This is a genomic window from Nocardioides bruguierae, assembly GCF_023656415.1.
In the GTDB taxonomy this organism is placed as follows: Bacteria; Actinomycetota; Actinomycetes; order Propionibacteriales; family Nocardioidaceae; genus Nocardioides; species Nocardioides bruguierae.
In genome coordinates this window covers 40,926-59,565 of record NZ_JAMOIL010000007.1, presented here as the reverse complement: position 1 = coordinate 59,565, position 18,640 = coordinate 40,926, and the positions used below count along the sequence as shown (strand labels likewise).

Below are 18,640 nucleotides of genomic sequence, written 5' to 3'. Positions count from 1 at the left end.
ACGCCTCACGACCGTCCCGGGAGCCCCCGCACCACGTCGGCGACGGCCCCGGCCACCTGCCCGGCGACGATCGGGCCGCCCCGGGAGACGAGCACGGCGGCGGCCCCGTGCAGCCACGCGCCCACGGACGCGGCGTCGAACGGGTCGAGCCCCGCGGCCAGCAGCGCGCCGGTGAGCCCGCCGAGCACGTCGCCGGCCCCGGCGGTGCCGAGCCAGGGCGTGCCCGTGGTGTTGACGCGGACCCGCCCGTCGGGCGCCGCGACCACGGTGCGCCGCCCCTTGAGCAGGACGACGGCGTCGTGCCGGGCCGCCGCGTCACGGGCGTGGGTGAGCATCCGGGCCTCGACGTCGGCGCGCTCCACCCCGAGCAGGGACGCGGCCTCCCCGGCGTGCGGGGTGAGCACGAGCGGCGCCCCCGTGGACCGGTCGAGGTCGGGCACGTGCGCGAGCGCGTCGGCGTCGACGAGCACCGGGACGCCGTCGGCGACCGCGGCTGCCAGCTCCTCGCCCGCGGCCGCGCCCCCGCCGGAGCCGACGACCCAGGCCTGCACACGCCCGGCTCCCACCACCTCGGGGTGCGCCTCGCGGACCCGGTCGGCCACCGCCGAGTCGCCCACGTACCGGACCATCCCGGCCAGCCCGCAGGCCGCGCCGGCCACGCTGAGCAGGCCCGCCCCCGGGTAGGTCGCCGAGCCGCTGCGCACGCCCACGACCCCGCGCGTGTACTTGTGGTCGCGGCCGCCCGGCACGGGCAGCAGCGCCGCCACGTCCGCCGCGCCGAGGGCCTCGACGGGGGCGGCCGGCAGGCCCAGCCCCAGGTCGACCAGCTCCACCGCGCCGCACGCGGCCGACGCGGGGTCGAGCAGGTGCGCGGGCTTGAGGGTGCCGAAGGTGACCGTCAGGTCGGCGACCACGTGCGGGCCGGGCGTCTCGCCGGTGTCGACGTCGACGCCGCTGGGCACGTCCACGGCCACCACGGGGACGCCGGCCAGCACGGCGAGCGCGGCGCGTGCCTCGTCCCGCAGGCCGGGGCGCCCGCCGATGCCCACGATCCCGTCCACGACCACGTCGGGCACACGGTCGGGCGGCACGGACGTCGGCAGGGCCCCGTGCTCGCGCACGCGACCGCCGGCGCGGCGCAGCGCGGCCAGCCCGGCGGCGTGCGGCCGGTCGGAGAGCAGCCACGCCTCGACCCACGCCCCGTCGCGTGCCAGGCCGGCGCCGGCGTGCAGGGCGTCCCCGCCGTTGTCGCCGCTGCCGACCAGCAGCACCACCCGTCGGCCGTACGTGCCGCCGAGGAACGCCGCGACCGCCCGGGCCAGCCCGTGCGCGGCCGCTGCCATGAGGGCGCCCTCCGGCAGGAGGGCCATCCGCTCCGCCTCGGCTGCTCGGACCTGCTGGACGGTGTGGGCACGACGCATGCCGTCACCGTAGGACGCCCCCGACGCGACGCAGCGCACCCGCCCGGGGGAACCCGGACGGGTGCGCTGCTGGTGCCGACCGGTGCCGGCCGGTGGTCTCCGCCGGCGCTCTCGCGTCAGCGAGCGGAGACCCGCGTCCTGTCGACGCTGCGGGTGTACTTGGCGGTGCCGGAGTACACCGCCTTGACCACGGCGCGGCCCTTCCGCGAGGTGCGGACGGTGACCGTGGCGGTGCCCTCGCTCAGCCGCTTGCTGCCGACCCTCTCGCCGGCGACGAAGAAGGTCACCCGGCCGTTCGGGGCGGCGTCGTCGTCCGCCACGACGACGGCTGCGGCCCGCACCTTCGACCCGTTGCCGACGCGCTGGGCGACCGCGGCGACGGCGGTGCCGGTCTTGCGCTTGGTGACCGTGGGGGCGGTCTCGTCGGCGTCGGCGTCCGTGGTCGCACCGGTGGAGTCGACGGTGCTCACCGAGGTGACGTCGATGCCGGTCGCACCCGCGCGCTTGGCCTTGAAGGTGTAGGTGACCAGGGTGGTCTCACCGTTGTCGGACGGGCTGGTGCCGAGCTTGGTGTGGGTCAGCGACAGGCTGCCCGGGGTCCGGTCGACCCAGCGCTCACCGGTGGAGGGGGTCTCCACGCCACCCTTGACGACCTTGACGACGCTGGTGTCGTAGTCGAGGTCCACGCCGTAGGCGTACAGGTCGGCGGCGTCGGTGGAGACGGTGACGGTGAACCGCTCGCCGGCGGAGACGCTCTCCGGGGCGTCGACGGTGACGGAGCCGTCGCCCGCCTCGGCGGTCTCGTCGGAGCCGGTGCCGGCGAAGACGTCGCCGTCGATCTCGCCGTAGAGCGCCGGGGTGGTGCGGTGCTCGGTGGCCTGCTCGTAGTCGTAGGCGTAGCCGATGAGGTCGCCCTCGGTGTAGTTGCGACCCAGCAGCTCGAGGTTCACGCCGGCGCCGGTGATGGTGCCGTCGGCCTCTGTGGCCTGGCCCATCGGCACCGTCACCGCGGGCATGCCGGTGTTCGGCGAGAGCCGCAGGTTCGTGCTCTGGGTCGAGTACGGGTTGCCGCTGGGGTACATCAGCGCGTCGAGGCCGTAGTCGTCCATGAGGCCGGTGGTGACCTCCTCACCGTTCTCGATCGCGACGGTGTGGGTGCTCATCCAGGTCTCGTACTGCTCCTGGGTGACGTCCGCGCGGGTCTGGTAGGTGCCGATCCGGCTCGGCGCCATCCAGCCGTCGTCGATGAGGCCCTGGAGGGAGCGGACGGTCTCGTCGGCGTCCAGGTGGGCGTCGATGTAGTCGTTCAGGTCGTGGTTGAACTCGTTGGTCGAGCCCGAGCCCTCGCTCAGCGTGGCGGCCAGCGGGTTGTCGGTGCTGGTGTCGATCTCGACGACGGTCGCGCCCTGCGCCTCGAGGTCGGCCTTGGCCTGCTCGAAGAGGCGGGTGGTCGTCGCGTTGGTGCCGACCATCGAGGTCAGGTAGCCGATCGTCGTGCCCTCGAGCGCGGTCGGGTCGAGGTAGGAGGTGTAGGAGTCGGGCACGAGGCCCTCCTGCTCCTCGGTGACCGGGTCGTTACCGTCCACGCCGGTGACGGCGTCGAGCGCGATCGCCGCGTCCGCGACGGACCGGGCGATCGGGCCGCCGGTGTCCTGGGTCAGCGCCAGCGGCACGATGCCGTCGCGGCTGGCCAGGCCCACCGTCGGGCGGATGCCGACCAGCTGGTTGTAGGTCGAGGGGTTGCGGATCGAGCCGCCGGTGTCGGTGCCGAAGCCGATCGCGCCCAGGTTGGCGGCGATCGAGGCGCCGGTGCCGCCCGAGGAGCCGCCGGCGGTGCGCTCGGTGTCGTACGGGCTCGCGACGTAGACGGTGCCGCCGCGCTCGGAGAGGGTCGTGAACTGCGAGGAGAAGCCGTAGGCGAACTCGTCCAGGCTGGCCTTGCCGAGGATGACGGCACCGGCGCTGCGCAGGCCGGAGACCATGAACGCGTCGGTCTCGGTCTGGTTGTCGGCCCAGGTGCCGTTGCCGGCCGAGGTGGGCATGTCCTCGGTGTCGTAGTTGTCCTTCAGCAGCACCGGGATGCCGTCCAGCATGGAGCGGGGCCCGCCGTGCTCGGCGCGGTAGGCGTCGGACTCCGCGGCCGCGGCCAGCGCGTCCTCGTCGCCGGTGGTGATGATCGAGTTGAGGGCCCGGTCGGTGTCCTCCTCGCCGGTGACGCCGTCGGTGTCGATCACGGTGGTGTCGAGCGCGGCGATCCGGTCCAGGTAGGCCTGGGTGAGCTCCACGGCGGTCACGACGCCGGCGTTCATCGCGGCCTGCATCTGCACCGCGGACGCCTCGACGACGTCGAAGGAGCCGTCGTCGTAGAGCATGCGCATGGCCACGTCGGCCAGGTCGGCGCTGGTGATCTCGCCGTCGTCGTCGGTGTCGGCGGCGGAGACGTCCGCCCAGCCGGCGTCGGCGTCGGTGGTGCCGATCGCCGCCTCGACCACGTCCAGGTCGTCGGTGGTGACCTGGTCGTCGCCGGTCACGTCGGCCTCGGTGTAGTACGGGGCCAGGAGGACGGCGCCCGAGGCCGCCTCCTCCGCCGCCAGGGCCGAGCCGGTGGTGCTGCCGGCGACGGCCAGGCCGGCCAGGGCCAGGGAGGCGGTGACGGCCGCAGCCGTCATCCGCCGCGTGCGCGAGATGCTCACGGAAGTCCTCTCGTCGGGGTGGTGGTCCGGCCCGGACGCTAAGCACCCCGTATTACGGACGATCGCAGATCTGCTCGGGCGTATTGCGCCGTCGTGACGATCTCCTGAGAATCTCAGGCGCCTGTCAGGAAGTGTTTACGGCCCACGCTGTCGTGTGCCTGAGCGGTCGTCGGAGCAACCGCTGGGGCACACGACCCCGTCGGGTGCGTCCCCGCCTGTGGACGGCCGCCTCCGCCCGGCTCGGAGCGGGCAGGAGGGAGCACATGGCACCCGACCCGCTGCGCCGCCTCCCGGTGGAGGCCGAGACCCGTGACCTGCTCGCTCGGCTCGCCCAGGAGCAGGGCGGGCTGCTCGCTCGTCGCCAGCTGACCCGGCTCGGGGTCCCGCGCGGCGCCGTGCGGGCCCAGCTCGACGCCGGCCGCTGGAGCCTGACCACGCCGCGCGTCGTCCAGCTGAGCACCGGGGAGGCGACGACGCGCCGGCGTGAGTGGATCGGGGTCCTGCACGCCGGCCCCCGCAGCATGCTCGGTGGGCTGTCGGCGCTGCGCCTGCACGGCCTCGCCGGCTGGGAGCCCGACCAGGTCACCGTCTGGGTCGATGACGAGCTGGCGTTCGAGCCGGTGCCGGGGGTGCGGTTCTTCCGCAGCCGACGTCCGTTCGAGCTGCTGCGTGGCCCGGGGCTGCTCCCCCGGGCCCGGTGCGAGCCGGCGGCGCTCGTGCACGCCGGCTACCGGCTCGGGCCCCGGGCGGCGGACGGGCTGCTGGCCGCAGTCGTGCAGCAGCGGCTGACCACGCCGGAGCGGCTCCTCACCTGGGTGCAGACCCTCCGGCCGCTGCGCGGAGCGCCCCGGTTCCGCGCCGCCCTGGGCTGGGCCGCGGCCGGTTCCCACTCCCGTCTCGAGCAGGACGTCGTCGATCTCTGCGCCGGCGCGGGGCTGGAGCCGCCCCGGCAGCAGCACGGCCGCACCGACGCCGACGGTCGCCGCCGGTGGACGGACTGCGAGTGGCTGCTGCCGGACGGTCGGGTCCTCGTCCTGGAGGTGGACGGCGGCGCGCACGTCGAGGCCCGCCACTGGGCGGCCGACAAGCGACGGGCCCGCCGGCTCAGCAGCGCCGGTCGACTGGTGGTGGGCTGCACCGCCTACGAGGTGCGGCACGAGCCGGCGGAGGTCATCGCCGACCTGGTGCGCCTCGGGGTGCCACGGGCGAGGTCGTGTGCCTGAGCGGTCGTCGGAGCAACCGCTGGGGCACACGACCCTCGCGGGGTCAGGACTCCAGCACCACCACGGCGGAGGCGACACCGGCGTCGTGGGAGAGCGAGACGTGCACGGAGGCGCAGCCGAGGTCGGCGAGCGCGGCGGCCACGCTGCCGCGGGCCTCGAACCGGGGGCGACCGGAGGACTCCGAGACGATCTCGCAGTCCTGCCAGGAGAGCCCCGCCGGCGCGCCGAGCGCCTTGGCGAGCGCCTCCTTGGCCGCGAAGCGGGCCGCCAGGGAGGCGACCGTGCGGTCCCGCTCCCCCGGCGTGAACACCCGGGTCAGCAGGCCCGGGGTGCGGTTCAGCGTCGCGGAGAAGCGGTCGATGTCGCAGACGTCGATGCCGACGCCGAGCACGGCCACGCGGGGCTCACTCCACGGTGACGGACTTGGCCAGGTTCCGCGGCTGGTCGACGTCGTGGCCCTTGGCGGTGGCCAGCTCGCAGGCGAAGAGCTGGAGCGGCACGACGGCCACCAGCGGCTGGAGCAGCACGGGCACCCGCGGCAGGGTGATGAGGACGTCGGCGTAGGGCTCGATGGAGGAGTCGCCCTCCTCGGCCAGGCACACGGTCCGCGCACCGCGGGCGCGCACCTCCTGGATGCCGGAGATCATCTTGTCGTGCAGCTGGTCGCGGCCCCGGGGCGGCACGACGCACAGCACCGGCATGTCCTGCTCGATCAGCGCGATGGGGCCGTGCTTGAGCTCGCCGGCGGCGAAGCCCTCGGCGTGCAGGTAGGCCAGCTCCTTGAGCTTCAGCGCGCCCTCGAGCGCCACCGGGTAGCCGGCGTGCCGGCCGAGGAACAGCACCGAGCGGGAGTCGACGTGCTCGCGGGCCAGGTCGTAGACCTGCTCGGACTTCTCCAGCACCGCGGAGATGTGGTCCGGCATCGACTCCAGCTGCTGGAGCACCTGGTTGATCTCGTCGCCGAACCGGGTGCCCTTGACCTGCGCGAGGTAGAGCGCCAGCAGGTAGCAGGCCACGAGCTGGGTGAGGAAGCCCTTGGTGGAGGCGACGCCGATCTCGGGGCCGGCGTGGGTGTAGATGACGGCGTCTGACTCGCGCGGGATGGTCGAGCCGTTGGTGTTGCAGATCGCCAGCACCTTGCTGCGCTGGGTGCGCGCGTGCCGGATCGCCTGCAGGGTGTCGGCGGTCTCGCCGGACTGGCTGATCGCCACGACGAGCGTGGAGTAGTCGAGGATCGGGTCGCGGTAGCGGAACTCCGAGCTCAGCTCGACCTCGACCGGGATGCGGCACCAGTGCTCGATGGCGTACTTGGCCACGAGGCCCGCGTAGAACGAGGTGCCGGCCGCGATGATGATGATCTTGTCGATGTCGCGCAGCTCCTGGTCGGAGAGGCGCATCTCGTCGAGCTGGAGGGCACCGGAGCGCGAGCGGCGGCCGAGCAGCGAGTCGGCCACGGCACGCGGCTGCTCGAAGATCTCCTTGCGCATGAACCAGTCGTGGCCGTCCTTCTCGGCGGCCGACAGGTCCCAGTCGACGTGGTAGACGCGGCCCGAGGCCGGCGTCCCGTCGAAGTTGCTCACCTCGACCCCGGAACGGGTGATGGTGACGACCTGGTCCTGGTCGAGCTCCATCGCCTCGCGGGTGAACTCGATGAACGCGGCGACGTCGGAGCCGAGGAAGTTCTCGCCCTCGCCGAGCCCGACCACCAGCGGCGAGTTCCGACGCGCCGCGACCACCCGGTCGGGGTCCTGGGCGTCGATGGCCACGAGCGTGAAGGCGCCCTCGAGCCGGCGGCACACGCGCTGCATCGCGGTCGTCAGGTCCTCGCCGGACTCCACCTGCAGCTCCAGCAGGTGCGCCACGATCTCGGTGTCGGTCTCGGAGACGAGCTGGATGTCGTCGTCCTCGAGCCGGCCGCGCAGGGAGTCGAAGTTCTCGATGATGCCGTTGTGCACGACGGCGATCCGGCCGCCGTAGCCGCGGTGCGGGTGGGCGTTGCGGTCGTTCGGTGCGCCGTGCGTGGCCCACCGGGTGTGGCCGAGGCCGATCGTCGAGACCGGCAGCGGCTCCTCCGCGATGGCCTTCTCCAGGTTGGCGAGCTTGCCCGCCTTCTTGTTGCCGGCGATGGCGCCCTCGTGCACCAGCGCGACGCCCGCGGAGTCGTAGCCGCGGTACTCCAGCCGGCGCAGCCCGTCGATCACGACGTCCTGCGCCGAGCGCTCACCCACGTACCCGACGATCCCGCACATGGAAGGGGAGTCTAGGCGGACGAGGCGTGAGAACCGCGTCGGCGACGCCGGGCCCGGGGGTGTCGCCGCGTGACCTGCCCCGACGCGCCCTCCCCCACTCGGACGACACGTGTCGGCCATCTGCTGGGGGCGCTCGGAAGCCGGGGTGCGACCTGTGTCGCGCGGCACCCGTGCTGCAAGAATCGCCGTCATGCCCCAGCCCGGTCAGCAGCACGCCGCGCCTGCGTCGGCCCCGCCGACCGGCTGGTTCCCCGCCGTCCAGGGCGAGACGCCCCGCGAGACCTCGCCCTACCTGGAGCTGGACCGCGACGCCTGGGCCGCCCTGGCCCGCGAGACCGAGAGCCCGCTGACGGCGGAGGAGATCCACCGCCTGCGCGGCCTCGGCGACAGCCTCGACATCGAGGAGGTCCGCGAGGTCTACCTGCCGCTGTCGCGCCTGCTCAGCATGTACGTGGAGTCGGCGAAGAAGCTGCACCAGGAGCAGGAGCACTTCCTGCACCAGCGCACGCCGCCGCGCACGCCGTTCGTGATCGGCGTGGCCGGGTCCGTGGCCGTCGGCAAGTCCACCACCGCCCGCGTGCTCCAGCAGATGCTGGCGCACTGGCCCCAGCACCCCAACGTCGCGCTCGTGACCACCGACGGGTTCCTCTACCCCAACGCCGAGCTGGAGCGCCGGGGGCTGCTGCAGCGCAAGGGCTTCCCGGAGTCCTACGACCGCAAGGCGCTGCTGCGCTTCGTCATCGACATCAAGTCCGGCAAGGACGAGGTCGCCGCGCCGGTCTACTCCCACCTGGTCTACGACGTGGTGCCGGACGAGAAGGTCGTCGTCCGCTCCCCCGACATCGTCATCGTCGAGGGGCTCAACGTGCTCCAGCCCTCGCGCAGCCGCGAGGACGGCCGCACGGGCCTGGCGGTCAGCGACTTCTTCGACTTCTCCGTCTACGTCGACGCCCACACCACCCACGTGCGCGACTGGTACACGCAGCGGTTCCTCAAGCTGCGCCAGACCGCGTTCCGCGACCCCGACAGCTACTTCCGCAAGTACGCCGCGCTGACCCACGACGAGGCGGTCGCCGAGTCCGAGCGGATCTGGGACACCATCAACGGCCCCAACCTGGTCGACAACGTGCTGCCCACCCGCTCGCGGGCCACGCTGGTGCTGCGCAAGGACGCCGACCACTCGGTGCGCTACGTCCGCCTGCGCAAGCTCTGACGCGCGGGCCTGCGACGCCCCTCGGCTCAGAGCACGTCGCGACGGAAGGTCGTGCGCGCCCCCACCGTGACCAGCACGACCCCGTAGGCGAGCAGGACGAGGGCCCCGGCCCACCCGGGCAGGAGGTCCGGGCCCCCGGAGCCGGCGGTCATGGCGCCGAGCAGGCTCGCGCCGGTGACCGCGTCGGCCGCCGCACCCGGCAGGAACGAGGCGACGCGCGCGGCCCCGTCCACCGTGCCCAGGGCGATCCGCGCGACCGGCTCCACGAACTGGGTGAATACCAGGACGCCGACGACCGCGGCCACCTGGTTGGTCACCACCGACCCCAGCGCCACGCCCAGCACGCACCACAGCGTCGTCACCACCACGCCCAGCACGAGGGCCCGGACGACGGCGGGGTCACCGACCGCGGCGCCGTCACCGAGCACGGCGAGCACCGGGAGGCCCAGCGAGACGCCGAGCGTGCCCGCCACGCCCAGCACCAGCCCCACGGGCACCGCCACGGCCAGCTTGGCCACCAGCACCCGCCACCGCCGCGGCTCGGCGAGGAACGTGGCCGTGAAGGTGCCGTGCCGCGCCTCGGAGGTCACCAGGAGCGTGCCGACCAGCAGCGGGAAGACGTAGCCGGCGGTGCCCAGCGAGCCCAGCACGAGCAGGGTCTGGTCGGCCGGGGCGAGGTCGGGCGCCGTCTCGGCCGTGGCCAGGGCGAACGAGGCGGCCAGGACGACGGCGGTGAAGCCGAGGTAGACCAGCATGACCAGCGCCAGCACCCACCACAGGCGCGTGGTGACGAGCTTGCGCCACTCGGTGCGCAGCAGCGCGACCGGGCTCATCGGGCGACCCCCTCGGCGGCACTCTGCCCCGGATCAGGGCTCTCCCCGGGATCAGGGCCCGGCTGCGTCAGCCGGAGGAAGACCGACTCCAGGTCGCTCCCACGCGGCTCCAGCCGGTGCAGCTCCAGGCCGGCGGCGTGGGCGGCGGCACCGACGCCGGCGGCCTCGGCACCGGCCAGCACCACCCCGCCGGTGGCCGGGTCGGGGGCCGTCGTCCAGCCGTGGCTCCGCGCCAGGGCGGCCAGCCCGGCGGCGTCGGGGGCGAGCACCAGCGTCGCGGGCTCGGCACGGCGGGCGAGGTCGACCAGCGGCTCGGCGACCACCAGCCGACCGGACGCGACGACCACGACGTCGTCCACCGTGTGCTCCACCTCGCGGAGCACGTGGCTGGAGACGAGCACCGTGCGGCCCTGCCCCGCCAGTGAACGCAGGAGGCTGCGCAGCCAGACGATCCCCTCGGGGTCCAGGCCGTTGGCCGGCTCGTCGAGCACCAGGACGGCGGGGTCGGCCAGCAGCGCGACGGCCAGGCCCAGGCGCTGCTTCATGCCGAGGGAGAAGCCGCCGACGCGGCGACGCGCCACCGCCTCCAGACCGACGAGGGCCAGCACCTCCCGCACCCGTGTCTCGGGCAGCCCGAGGGGTGCGGCCGCCACCCGGAGGTGCCCGAGGGCGGTGCGACCGGGGTGCAGGGCGCCCGCGTCCAGGCAGACGCCGACGAGGCGCGCCGGCGCCGGGTGCTCGCCGTAGGGGCGGCCGCCGACCAGCCCGCGGCCGGCGCTGGGACGCACCAGGCCGAGCAGCATGCGCAGCGTGGTCGTCTTGCCCGCCCCGTTGGGCCCGAGGAAGCCGGTGACCCGGCCCGGGGCGACGGCGAACGACAGGTCGTCGACGGCCCGGACCGCACCGAAGTCCTTGGTGAGGCCCACGGCCTCGAGCACGGGCGCGTCCGGTGGGGGTGCCGGGGTCATGGCAGCGACCCTAGCGATCCAGGGGCCGGGCCCCACCCGACGACGCGGTGCCGGCAGGGCTCAGAGCGCGAGCCGCTCCCGGACCACCTCGGCCAGCCGGTCCGCGACGCCCTGGGCCACGTCGTGGGTGGGCGCCTCGACCATGACGCGGACGACGGGCTCGGTGCCCGAGGGGCGCAGCAGGACGCGCCCGGTCTCGCCGAGCGCGGCCTCCTCCAGCGCCACCGCGGCGAGCACCTTCTCGTCGTCGGCGCGGGTCTTGTCGACGCCCCGGACGTTGACGAGCACCTGCGGGAGGCGGGTGACCACGCCGGCCAGGTCCGCCAGCGTGCGACCGGTGGCGCGCATCCGCTGGAGCAGGTGCAGGGCGGTGAGCAGACCGTCGCCGGTGGTGGCGTGGTCGGAGAGGATGACGTGGCCGGACTGCTCCCCGCCGAGGGAGTAGCCGCCGACCTTCATGGCCTCGAGCACGTAGCGGTCACCGACGGCGGTCTGCACGACCTGGACGCCGGCGTCCTTCATGGCCAGGTGCAGGCCGAGGTTGCTCATCACGGTGACGACGAGCGTGTCGTCGGCCAGGCGGCCGGCCTCGTGCAGGCCGAGGGCGAGGACGGCGAGGATCTGGTCCCCGTCCACCACGGCGCCCGTGGCGTCCACGGCCAGGCAGCGGTCGGCGTCGCCGTCGACCGCGATGCCGACGTCCGCGCCGTGCTCGAGCACCGCGGCGCGCAGGGGCTCGAGGTGGGTGGAGCCGCAGCCGTCGTTGATGTTGAGGCCGTCGGGACGGTCGCCGATGGCGATGACCGTCGCGCCGGCGGCGCTGAGGACGGCCGGGCCGACCTCGTGCGCGGCACCGTGGGCGCAGTCCAGCACCACGGTGAGGCCCTCGAGCGGGCGGGCGTGGCCGCCGTCGAGGGTCGAGAGCAGGTGGTCGGCGTAGTCGTCGGCCGTGCCGGCGTACTTGGTCACGCGACCGACGTCGGCGCCGGTGGGCCGCAGCGGTGCGGCGTCCATGGCGGCCTCGATGGCGCGCTCGACCGCGTCGTCCAGCTTGACCCCGCCGCGCGCCAGGAACTTGATGCCGTTGTCGGGCATCGGGTTGTGCGAGGCGCTGATGACGACGCCGAGGTCGGCGTCGAGCAGGTCGGTGAGGTAGGCGACGCCGGGGGTGGGCACCACCCGGAGCCGGAGCACGTCCACGCCGGCCGAGGCCAGGCCCGCGACCACCGCGTGCTCCAGGAACTGCCCGGAGATGCGGGTGTCACGGCCGACGACGGCGAGAGGCCGAGAGCCAGGTCAGCGGTGAGCTCACCGTTGGCCAGGCCTCGGACCCCGTCGGTCCCGAAGAGTCGTCCCAAGACGGGTCGGGATCAGCGCTTGGAGAACTGCGGCGCCTTGCGCGCCTTCTTCAGACCAGCCTTCTTGCGCTCGATGACGCGGGCGTCACGCGTGAGCAGCCCGGCCTTCTTGAGCGAGGGGCGGTTGGCCTCGACGTCCACGTTGTTCAGCGCACGGGCCACGCCGAGGCGCAGGGCGCCGGCCTGACCGGTGATGCCGCCGCCGTGGATCAGGGCGATGACGTCGAAGCGACCCTCGAGCTGCGTGGTGGCGAACGGCTCGTTCACGACCTGCTGGTGCAGCTTGTTCGGGAAGTAGCTGTCCAGGGCGCGACCGTTGACGGTCCACTGGCCGGTGCCCGGCACGATGCGGACACGGGCGACGGCCTCCTTGCGGCGACCCACGGCAGCGGCCGGCGCGATGGTGGCGGGACGGGCCTCGGCGTCGGCGGACGGGGCCGACTCGGAGCTGTAGGCGACGCCCTGCGCGTCGGTGGTGAAGGTCTCCTCGACCTCGGTGGCGTTCTCAGCCATGTCTCTTGGTTCCTTTACGTCTCGTCGAGAAGTTACTGGGAGATCTGGCTGATCTCGTAGGGCGTGGCCTGCTGGGCCTGGTGCGGGTGGTTGGGACCCGAGTAGACCTTGAGCTTCTTCAGCATCTGCCGGCCCAGCTTGTTCTTGGGGAGCATGCCCCAGACAGCCTTCTCGATGGCCTTGCGGGCGTCGGTGTCGAGGACCTCGCCGATGGGCGTGGAGGTCAGACCACCCGGGTAGCCGGAGTGGCGGTAGGCCATCTTGGTGGTGGCCTTGTTGCTCGACAGGGAGACCTTCTCGGCGTTGATGACGATGACGAAGTCACCGGCGTCGACGTGCGGCGCGAACATCGGCTTGTGCTTGCCGCGGATCAGGTTCGCCACGGTGACGGCGAGGCGACCCAGGCGCACGTCGGCGGCGTCGATGACGAGCCACTCGCGCTGGATGTCGCCGGGCTTGGGGCTGTAGGTGCGCACGGCTGTACCTACTCTCTCGTTCGTTCGGCCCGGTCGGGGTGCCGACCGGGTGGTGCAACCGCGACTCCTGACGAACACGGCCCGGTTCGCACCTGGCGGCACCCACCCCTGCGTCACAGGGGCTCGCGGTGCCCGGCTCACGTCCGGATCTGCACCCCGACCCGTGACGGGTCGGGACGCGGCAGAAGTCGCGACAGGACACAGTAGGCGTCCGGCGCCCCGGGAGTCCAAACCGCGCGAGGTCGCCCCTGGAGCGCGGGAGGGGCTCTCGGCCGGACGGGGTCTAGCGCGGGCCACGTCCAGCGTCCCGCACGACTGCCGGGCAGCGCCACGTTGCCGACACTTGTAGGATTGCGGACGGTCCCGTCCGGACTCCGGATGCGGGTGGCGGCCAGGGCGGACGTGGCCCGGAGGGTGGGACACCCGCTACCGGCCCCGACGTGGCGCGGACTACAGTCGGGCGTCGTGACCGAATCTCTGACAGTCCGCGACAACCGCACCGGACAGGAGTACGACGTCCCGATCACCGACGGCACCATCCGTGCCGCCGACCTCGGGAAGATCAAGACTGACGACGAGACCCCCGGCCTGGCCGTGTACGACCCGGGCTTCGTCAACACCGCCTCGTGCCGCTCGTCCGTCACCTACATCGACGGTGACAAGGGCATCCTGGAGTACCGCGGGTACCCGATCGAGCAGCTGGCCGAGCACTCCTCGTTCCTCGAGGTCGCCTACCTCCTGATCCACGGCCACCTGCCCTCCGAGGAGGAGCACGACGCGTGGGTGCACGAGATCACCTACCACACGTTCGTGCACGAGAACGTGAAGACGTTCATGCAGGGCTTCCGCTACGACGCGCACCCCATGGGGATGCTGATGGCGTCGACGGGGGCCCTGTCGACGTTCTACCCCGAGTCGCGCGACATCAGCGACGAGCAGAACCGGCACATGCAGATGGTCCGGATGATCGCGAAGATGCCGACGCTCGGCGCCTGGGCCTTCCGCCACGCGCAGGGCAAGCCGTACGTGTACCCGGACAACGACCTGTCCTACACGGGCAACTTCCTCTCCATGCTCTTCAAGATGAGCGAGAGCAAGTTCGAGGCCGACCCGCGCCTGGTCAAGGCGCTGGACACGCTCTTCATCCTGCACGCCGACCACGAGCAGAACTGCTCCACCAACGCCGTGCGCTCGGTCGGCTCCTCGCAGGTCGACCCCTACTCGGCCGTCGCGGCCGGCGTCGGCGCCCTGTACGGCCCGCTGCACGGCGGCGCCAACGAGGCGGTGCTGCGGATGCTCAAGCGCATCGGCAGCAAGGAGAACATCCCCGCCTTCATCGAGGGCGTGAAGGCCGGCAACGAGCGCCTCATGGGCTTCGGGCACCGCGTCTACAAGAACTTCGACCCGCGCGCCACGATCATCAAGAAGGCCTGCGACGACGTCTTCGAGGTCACCGGGGTCAACCCGCTCCTCGAGATCGCCAAGGAGCTGGAGAAGATCGCGCTCGAGGACGAGTACTTCGTCAAGCGCAAGCTCTACCCCAACGTGGACTTCTACTCGGGCCTGATCTACGAGGCCTTCCAGTTCCCGCCGGAGATGTTCACCGTCCTGTTCGCCATCGGCCGCACCCCGGGCTGGCTCGCCCAGTGGAGCGAGCTGGTGACCGACAAGGAGCAGAAGATCGCGCGCCCGAAGCAGATCTACACCGGCGACCGCACCCTGCAGTTCACGCCGGCCTCGCAGCGCTGGGCCTGAGCCCCGCTCCCCTGCTGAGCAGCACCGGCCCCGGACGACTCGTCCGGGGCCGGTGGCGTTCCGGAGCCCTGCCGCGAGGTGAGCGCGGCCCGGGCGGCGCTCAGAGACCGGAGAGGTCGTCCGGGATCTCGATGTCGCCCAGGTTCTCCTCGGTGAGCAGCCCGTCGGCGTCGATGCGGGGCGGCACGGCCTCGAGCGCCTGGCGGACCAGCGCGATGCGCGTGCGGACGAGCACCGCACGCTGGAGCCGGTTGACGTCACCGAGCGTCTCCTCGACGGCGGCCTGCACCTGCTCGTCGGTGAACTGCGGGCGGGTGCCGGGCTCGACCTCCACGTCGGGCAGCGCCACGAGCACCGGCAGGATCTGGTCCCCCAGGCCCGAGAGCAGCTGGTAGCGCCCGAAGCGGCCCAGCTCGTGCCACACGTCCTCGACGTCGCGGCCCTTCTTGCGGACCTCGCGTTGGGTCGCCAGCACGCTCTTGGCGGCGCCCTCCATGGCACGGGTCATCTCGTTCTCGGTGAAACGCACGGACCCCATCCTCCCACCCGCGCGAGCGGGGCGTGGGAGGATGGGGTCCGTGCTGCGTCCCGTGAGTGCCTCGGCGTGCCTCAGCGCAGGGCGACCCGGGTTCGGGCCACCGGCCCGCGCTGCGGGTCGACCACGACGACGGCGGCGGCCTGGCCCCGGCTCACCAGCCGACGACCGGCCCGGGTCAGGCTCAGGCGCACCTTCGCCGTGCCGGAGCCCTCCAGCCGGGCGCTCGAGCGGGCCAGGACCTTGCCGCGGGCCCTGACCGTGACGGTGCTGCCGCCCATCACCGAGGCCGCGACCTTCGTGGTGAGGGTCGAGGACGTCGTCCGCGCGACCGGAGCGACCACGACGGTGGTGCTGCCCGGGGACACGATGGCGGTCACCGTGGAGCTGTTGTTGCCGCCGTCCGCGTCGACGTCGGTCGAGGCGACCGTCGCGGTGTTGTCGATGGCGACCGGGGAGGCGGTGCCCACCCGCTCGGTGGTGGTCCGGTCCCCGACGCACCACAGGGTCAACGTCGCCGTGGCGGACTGCCCGCCCGGGTTCAGCAGCCGGAAGGCGCGGGTCTTGATCCGCGGGTCGTTGCCGAGGTTCACCAGCCCGCCGGTCAGGCGCCAGGACGCGAGCACGCCCTTGGCGTCGTCCGCGCAGACCACCTGCTCCTCCACGACCGAGCCTGCCGGCACCGTGACGGTGCGGGTGACGGGCGTGAGCACCAGGTCGTGGGTGTGACCCTGCACGGCCGTGGTCGAGGTGCGCAGGCAGCTCGCGGAGACCGTCACGACGGTCTCGGCGTCGGCCTCGAACGTCCAGCGCCAGCCGCGGGCCGTGGTGCTCTGCGAGCCGACGAGGGTGACCACGCCGCCGTTGGTCGTCCAGCCGGGCGCGACCGGGCGGGTGCCGGCCACGCAGGTGGCCTCCACCGCGGTGGTGCCGGCCGGCAGGGTCGCCGTGGTCGTGGCCATGGCGGAGTCGACCTCGAGGGCGTGGACGTGGCCGTTGCCGTGCCCGGTCTGGGAGTCGGCCTGCTCGGTGGTGGCCGGCAGGCAGGCGACGAACGCCTTGGTCTGGGCCCGGCCGGTGGCGTCGTTGCGGACGACGGCTGCCCACGTGTGGGAGTCGGCCGCGGCGGCCGAGAGCACCCGGACGTCCTCGAGGGTGCCGGTGCCCTGGTCGACGTGGTCGACGCGGAGGCTGCCGTCGGTGACGAGGCCGCCACCGGTGCAGGTGACCTGCACCGAGCGGGTCTGGCCGGCCTCGAGGTCGACCTGCTGCTCCACCTTGAACGGGGTCAGCCAGTGGTAGGCCTGGGCGTGCGGGCTGCGGCCGGCGCCCGCCGTCGGGTCGAGCGCCACGTCGATGGTGCGGACGACGGACGCGCCGGCCTCGAGGTCACCCAGCTCGCACGTCACGACCCGGGCGGCCACGTGGCAGTCGCTGCTGCCGAACGAGCGCAGCGTCACCCCGTCGGGCAGCGGGTCGGTGAGGACCACGCCGGTGGCGGTGGCGAGGCCGATGTTGGCCACCGTGAACGAGTAGGTGACGACGTCACCGCCGGTGGGGGTGGCGTCCGAGACCGTCTTGCTGACCGTCACGTCGGAGCGCGGGGCGGTGCCGCCCCCGGACCCGCCGCCCGTGCCGCCTCCGGTGCCGGGGCTGCTGGTGGTCGCCGTCGGGGACTCGGTGGGCGTCTCGGTGGGCGTCTCGGTGGGCGTCTCGGTGGGCGTCTCGGTGGGCGTCTCGGTGGGCGTCTCGGTGGGCGTCTCGGTGGGCGTCTCGGTGGGCGTGCCGGTGGGAGTGCCGGTGGGAGTGCCGGTCGGCGTGCTGGTGGGGGTGCCGGCCGACGCACCGGCCAGCCGGTACTTCACCGCGTAGTGCGAGATCTGCTTGGCGCCGCCCTTGTAGCTGAAGGTGACGGTGTCGACGGGCTCGTCCAGGTCCACGTACACCGGCCCGTTGCCGTTGTTCACGAAGCCGGCCTTCACGCAGTAGCCCTCGATCTCCCAGGGGCCGACCGCGTCCGGGTTGCCCCGGCTGGTCTCGAGCGCCACGACGTCGTCGAGGTCGTAGGTGACCGTCATCGGGCCGGACGGGGTGTCGATCTTGCCGGAGTTCAGCGGCGCGCAGACGCCGCTGTTGACCGCGGAGACGTCGACGGCGGCGGCCGCCGCCTCGGGCAGGCAGACGGTGCTGGGGAACAGGTTCAGGTGGGTCTCGATCGCCGCGTCCAGCGAGGCACCGACGACCTGACCGGTGAGGTGGCTGGTGGCGCCGAGGGTCACGTCGGCGCGGGGGGCGAGCAGGGTCCCGGGGAAGGTGTTGGCGAAGGCCGCGTCGACGGTGTCGGCGTCCGGCGCGTTCCACAGGAAGCCGGCGAAGTCGTCGGCCAGGCCGTCGTTGGTCTGGACGGCGCCGTCGCGGTAGCCGCCGAGCCAGAACGAGGCGCCGCGACCGAGGGTCACGTCGCCGGCCGGCAGGTTGACGACGACGGTCGAGCCGGCCGGGACGTCGAGGTAGACGCCCTCCACCTGTGCACCGAGCTGCTCGGCGGTGGGGCTGAAGACGTTCAGCAGCGGGCTCGTGCCGGTCAGCTCCAGCTGCCGCTTGCTGCCGTTGTCGTAGACCCCCACCTGCGTGGTGCCGGTGGACGGCAGCGTGGCGAGCGCGTCGGAGAGCGAGGAGAGGTAGAGGAAGGCGGCGTCGAAGTCGACCGGGCTGCTCACCGCGCCCGCGGCGCGGTCGGGGTCGTTGACGTTGATCGTGGCGCCACCGAGGTCCCCGACCGCGTAGGAGCCCCGGGTCAGGTTGACGGTCCCGGAGACCGCGCCGGCGACGAGGGCCGCCGAGCCCGCGGCGACGTCGGAGCGGGTGGCCACGTTCGCGGCGCCGACCCGCAGCGTGCCGCCGACGGCGACGAGGCCCTCGGACTCGCTGGAGTAGCGGCGGTCGTCGCCGGAGACGAGCTCGGTCCACCCTGTCGCATCGCCCAGCAGCTGCGTCACGGCCACACCGCTGACGCCGCCCACGGAGCAGGCCGTGCTGCTGCCACTGCTCCCGTTGCCACCGCCGTTGCCGTTGGCGTCGGCCGAGGCGCTGGTGAGCGCGACGAAGCCGCTGCTCAGAGCGAGCGCGGCGGCGGCCGTCAGCCCGGTCAGCGCGGCCGCCCGGCCACGGGTCGAGCGTCGCGCTGCGACGAGCGGTGCCTTCATGCGTACGTGTCCCCCCGCACTCCTGGCCGGTCCCCTCCCGGGACGGGCCCCGGGACGCGCGCGTGCCCCGCCGGCACCTCCCTGCGCCGTCGGACCCGCGTCCCCGTGGATCGTTGTACCGCGTCCCGTCCCTGGTCCGTGGCTTTTCCCGCGCGCGGTCCGGTCCAGTGGGACGCGGTCGTGCACCGGGTCTCACC

Annotated in this window: 13 protein-coding genes and 1 pseudogene; 3 read left to right on the top strand and 11 right to left on the bottom strand. The window is 73.4% G+C overall.

Annotated elements, in window-relative coordinates; genetic code table 11:
* Window positions 1-5: 5 nt before the first annotated feature.
* Both M8330_RS06660 and M8330_RS06655 read right to left on the bottom strand, forming a co-directional pair.
* Window positions 6-1,421 (bottom strand): NAD(P)H-hydrate dehydratase, encoded by a 1,416-nt coding sequence (locus M8330_RS06660; protein ID WP_250826682.1) that lies wholly within the window; start codon window positions 1,419-1,421, stop codon window positions 6-8.
* Window positions 1,422-1,537: 116 nt separating this feature from the next.
* Window positions 1,538-4,114, bottom strand: coding sequence for an amidase family protein (locus M8330_RS06655; protein WP_250826681.1), 2,577 nt, complete (start codon window positions 4,112-4,114; stop codon window positions 1,538-1,540).
* 263 nt (window positions 4,115-4,377) lie between these two features.
* Between M8330_RS06655 and M8330_RS06650 the strand changes: the two genes are divergently transcribed.
* Entirely contained in the window at window positions 4,378-5,337 is a 960-nt protein-coding gene (locus tag M8330_RS06650) for an endonuclease domain-containing protein (RefSeq protein WP_250826680.1), read from the top strand.
* A gap of 43 nt (window positions 5,338-5,380) precedes the next feature.
* On the opposite strand, the gene M8330_RS06645 is transcribed toward M8330_RS06650, so the two are convergent.
* Both M8330_RS06645 and glmS read right to left on the bottom strand, forming a co-directional pair.
* Window positions 5,381-5,734, bottom strand: coding sequence for a holo-ACP synthase (locus M8330_RS06645; RefSeq protein WP_250826679.1), 354 nt, complete (start codon window positions 5,732-5,734; stop codon window positions 5,381-5,383).
* A gap of 7 nt (window positions 5,735-5,741) precedes the next feature.
* Window positions 5,742-7,586, bottom strand: a complete 1,845-nt coding sequence (gene glmS, locus M8330_RS06640; protein WP_250826678.1) for a glutamine--fructose-6-phosphate transaminase (isomerizing) — start codon at window positions 7,584-7,586, stop codon at window positions 5,742-5,744.
* A gap of 190 nt (window positions 7,587-7,776) precedes the next feature.
* Between glmS and coaA the strand changes: the two genes are divergently transcribed.
* The gene (gene coaA / locus M8330_RS06635) at window positions 7,777-8,799 is read left to right on the top strand and encodes a type I pantothenate kinase (protein ID WP_250826677.1); all 1,023 of its coding nucleotides are present in this window, start codon (window positions 7,777-7,779) and stop codon (window positions 8,797-8,799) included.
* 26 nt (window positions 8,800-8,825) lie between these two features.
* Here the strand turns inward: coaA and M8330_RS06630 are convergent, their stop codons facing one another.
* The 5 genes and pseudogenes from M8330_RS06630 to rplM form a co-directional block, all read right to left on the bottom strand.
* Complete coding sequence (locus tag M8330_RS06630) at window positions 8,826-9,632, bottom strand: ABC-2 transporter permease (RefSeq protein WP_250826675.1); 807 nt, start codon at window positions 9,630-9,632, stop codon at window positions 8,826-8,828.
* Window positions 9,629-10,600 carry an ABC transporter ATP-binding protein gene (locus M8330_RS06625; RefSeq protein WP_250826674.1) on the bottom strand — a complete coding sequence of 324 codons (972 nt, stop codon included), beginning with the start codon at window positions 10,598-10,600 and terminating at the stop codon, window positions 9,629-9,631. Before M8330_RS06625 ends, M8330_RS06630 begins: the two co-directional genes overlap by 4 nt.
* A 60-nt stretch (window positions 10,601-10,660) precedes the next feature.
* Window positions 10,661-11,958, bottom strand: a pseudogene (glmM, locus tag M8330_RS06620) (phosphoglucosamine mutase).
* A 12-nt stretch (window positions 11,959-11,970) separates the two neighbouring features.
* Entirely contained in the window at window positions 11,971-12,471 is a 501-nt protein-coding gene (gene rpsI / locus M8330_RS06615) for a 30S ribosomal protein S9 (RefSeq protein ID WP_250826673.1), read from the bottom strand.
* Between the two features lie 32 nt (window positions 12,472-12,503).
* Window positions 12,504-12,947 (bottom strand): 50S ribosomal protein L13, encoded by a 444-nt coding sequence (gene rplM, locus M8330_RS06610; RefSeq protein ID WP_250056825.1) that lies wholly within the window; start codon window positions 12,945-12,947, stop codon window positions 12,504-12,506.
* 465 nt (window positions 12,948-13,412) lie between these two features.
* Here rplM and M8330_RS06605 point away from each other — a divergent pair, with 465 nt between their 5' ends.
* Complete coding sequence (locus M8330_RS06605) at window positions 13,413-14,702, top strand: citrate synthase (protein ID WP_250826672.1); 1,290 nt, start codon at window positions 13,413-13,415, stop codon at window positions 14,700-14,702.
* Window positions 14,703-14,802: 100 nt separating this feature from the next.
* Here M8330_RS06605 and M8330_RS06600 read toward each other — a convergent pair whose 3' ends face one another.
* Window positions 14,803-15,240 (bottom strand): hypothetical protein, encoded by a 438-nt coding sequence (locus M8330_RS06600; RefSeq protein ID WP_250826671.1) that lies wholly within the window; start codon window positions 15,238-15,240, stop codon window positions 14,803-14,805.
* A 71-nt stretch (window positions 15,241-15,311) separates the two neighbouring features.
* Complete coding sequence (locus M8330_RS06595; RefSeq protein WP_250826670.1) at window positions 15,312-18,443, bottom strand: choice-of-anchor A family protein; 3,132 nt, start codon at window positions 18,441-18,443, stop codon at window positions 15,312-15,314.
* Window positions 18,444-18,640: the final 197 nt, after the last annotated feature.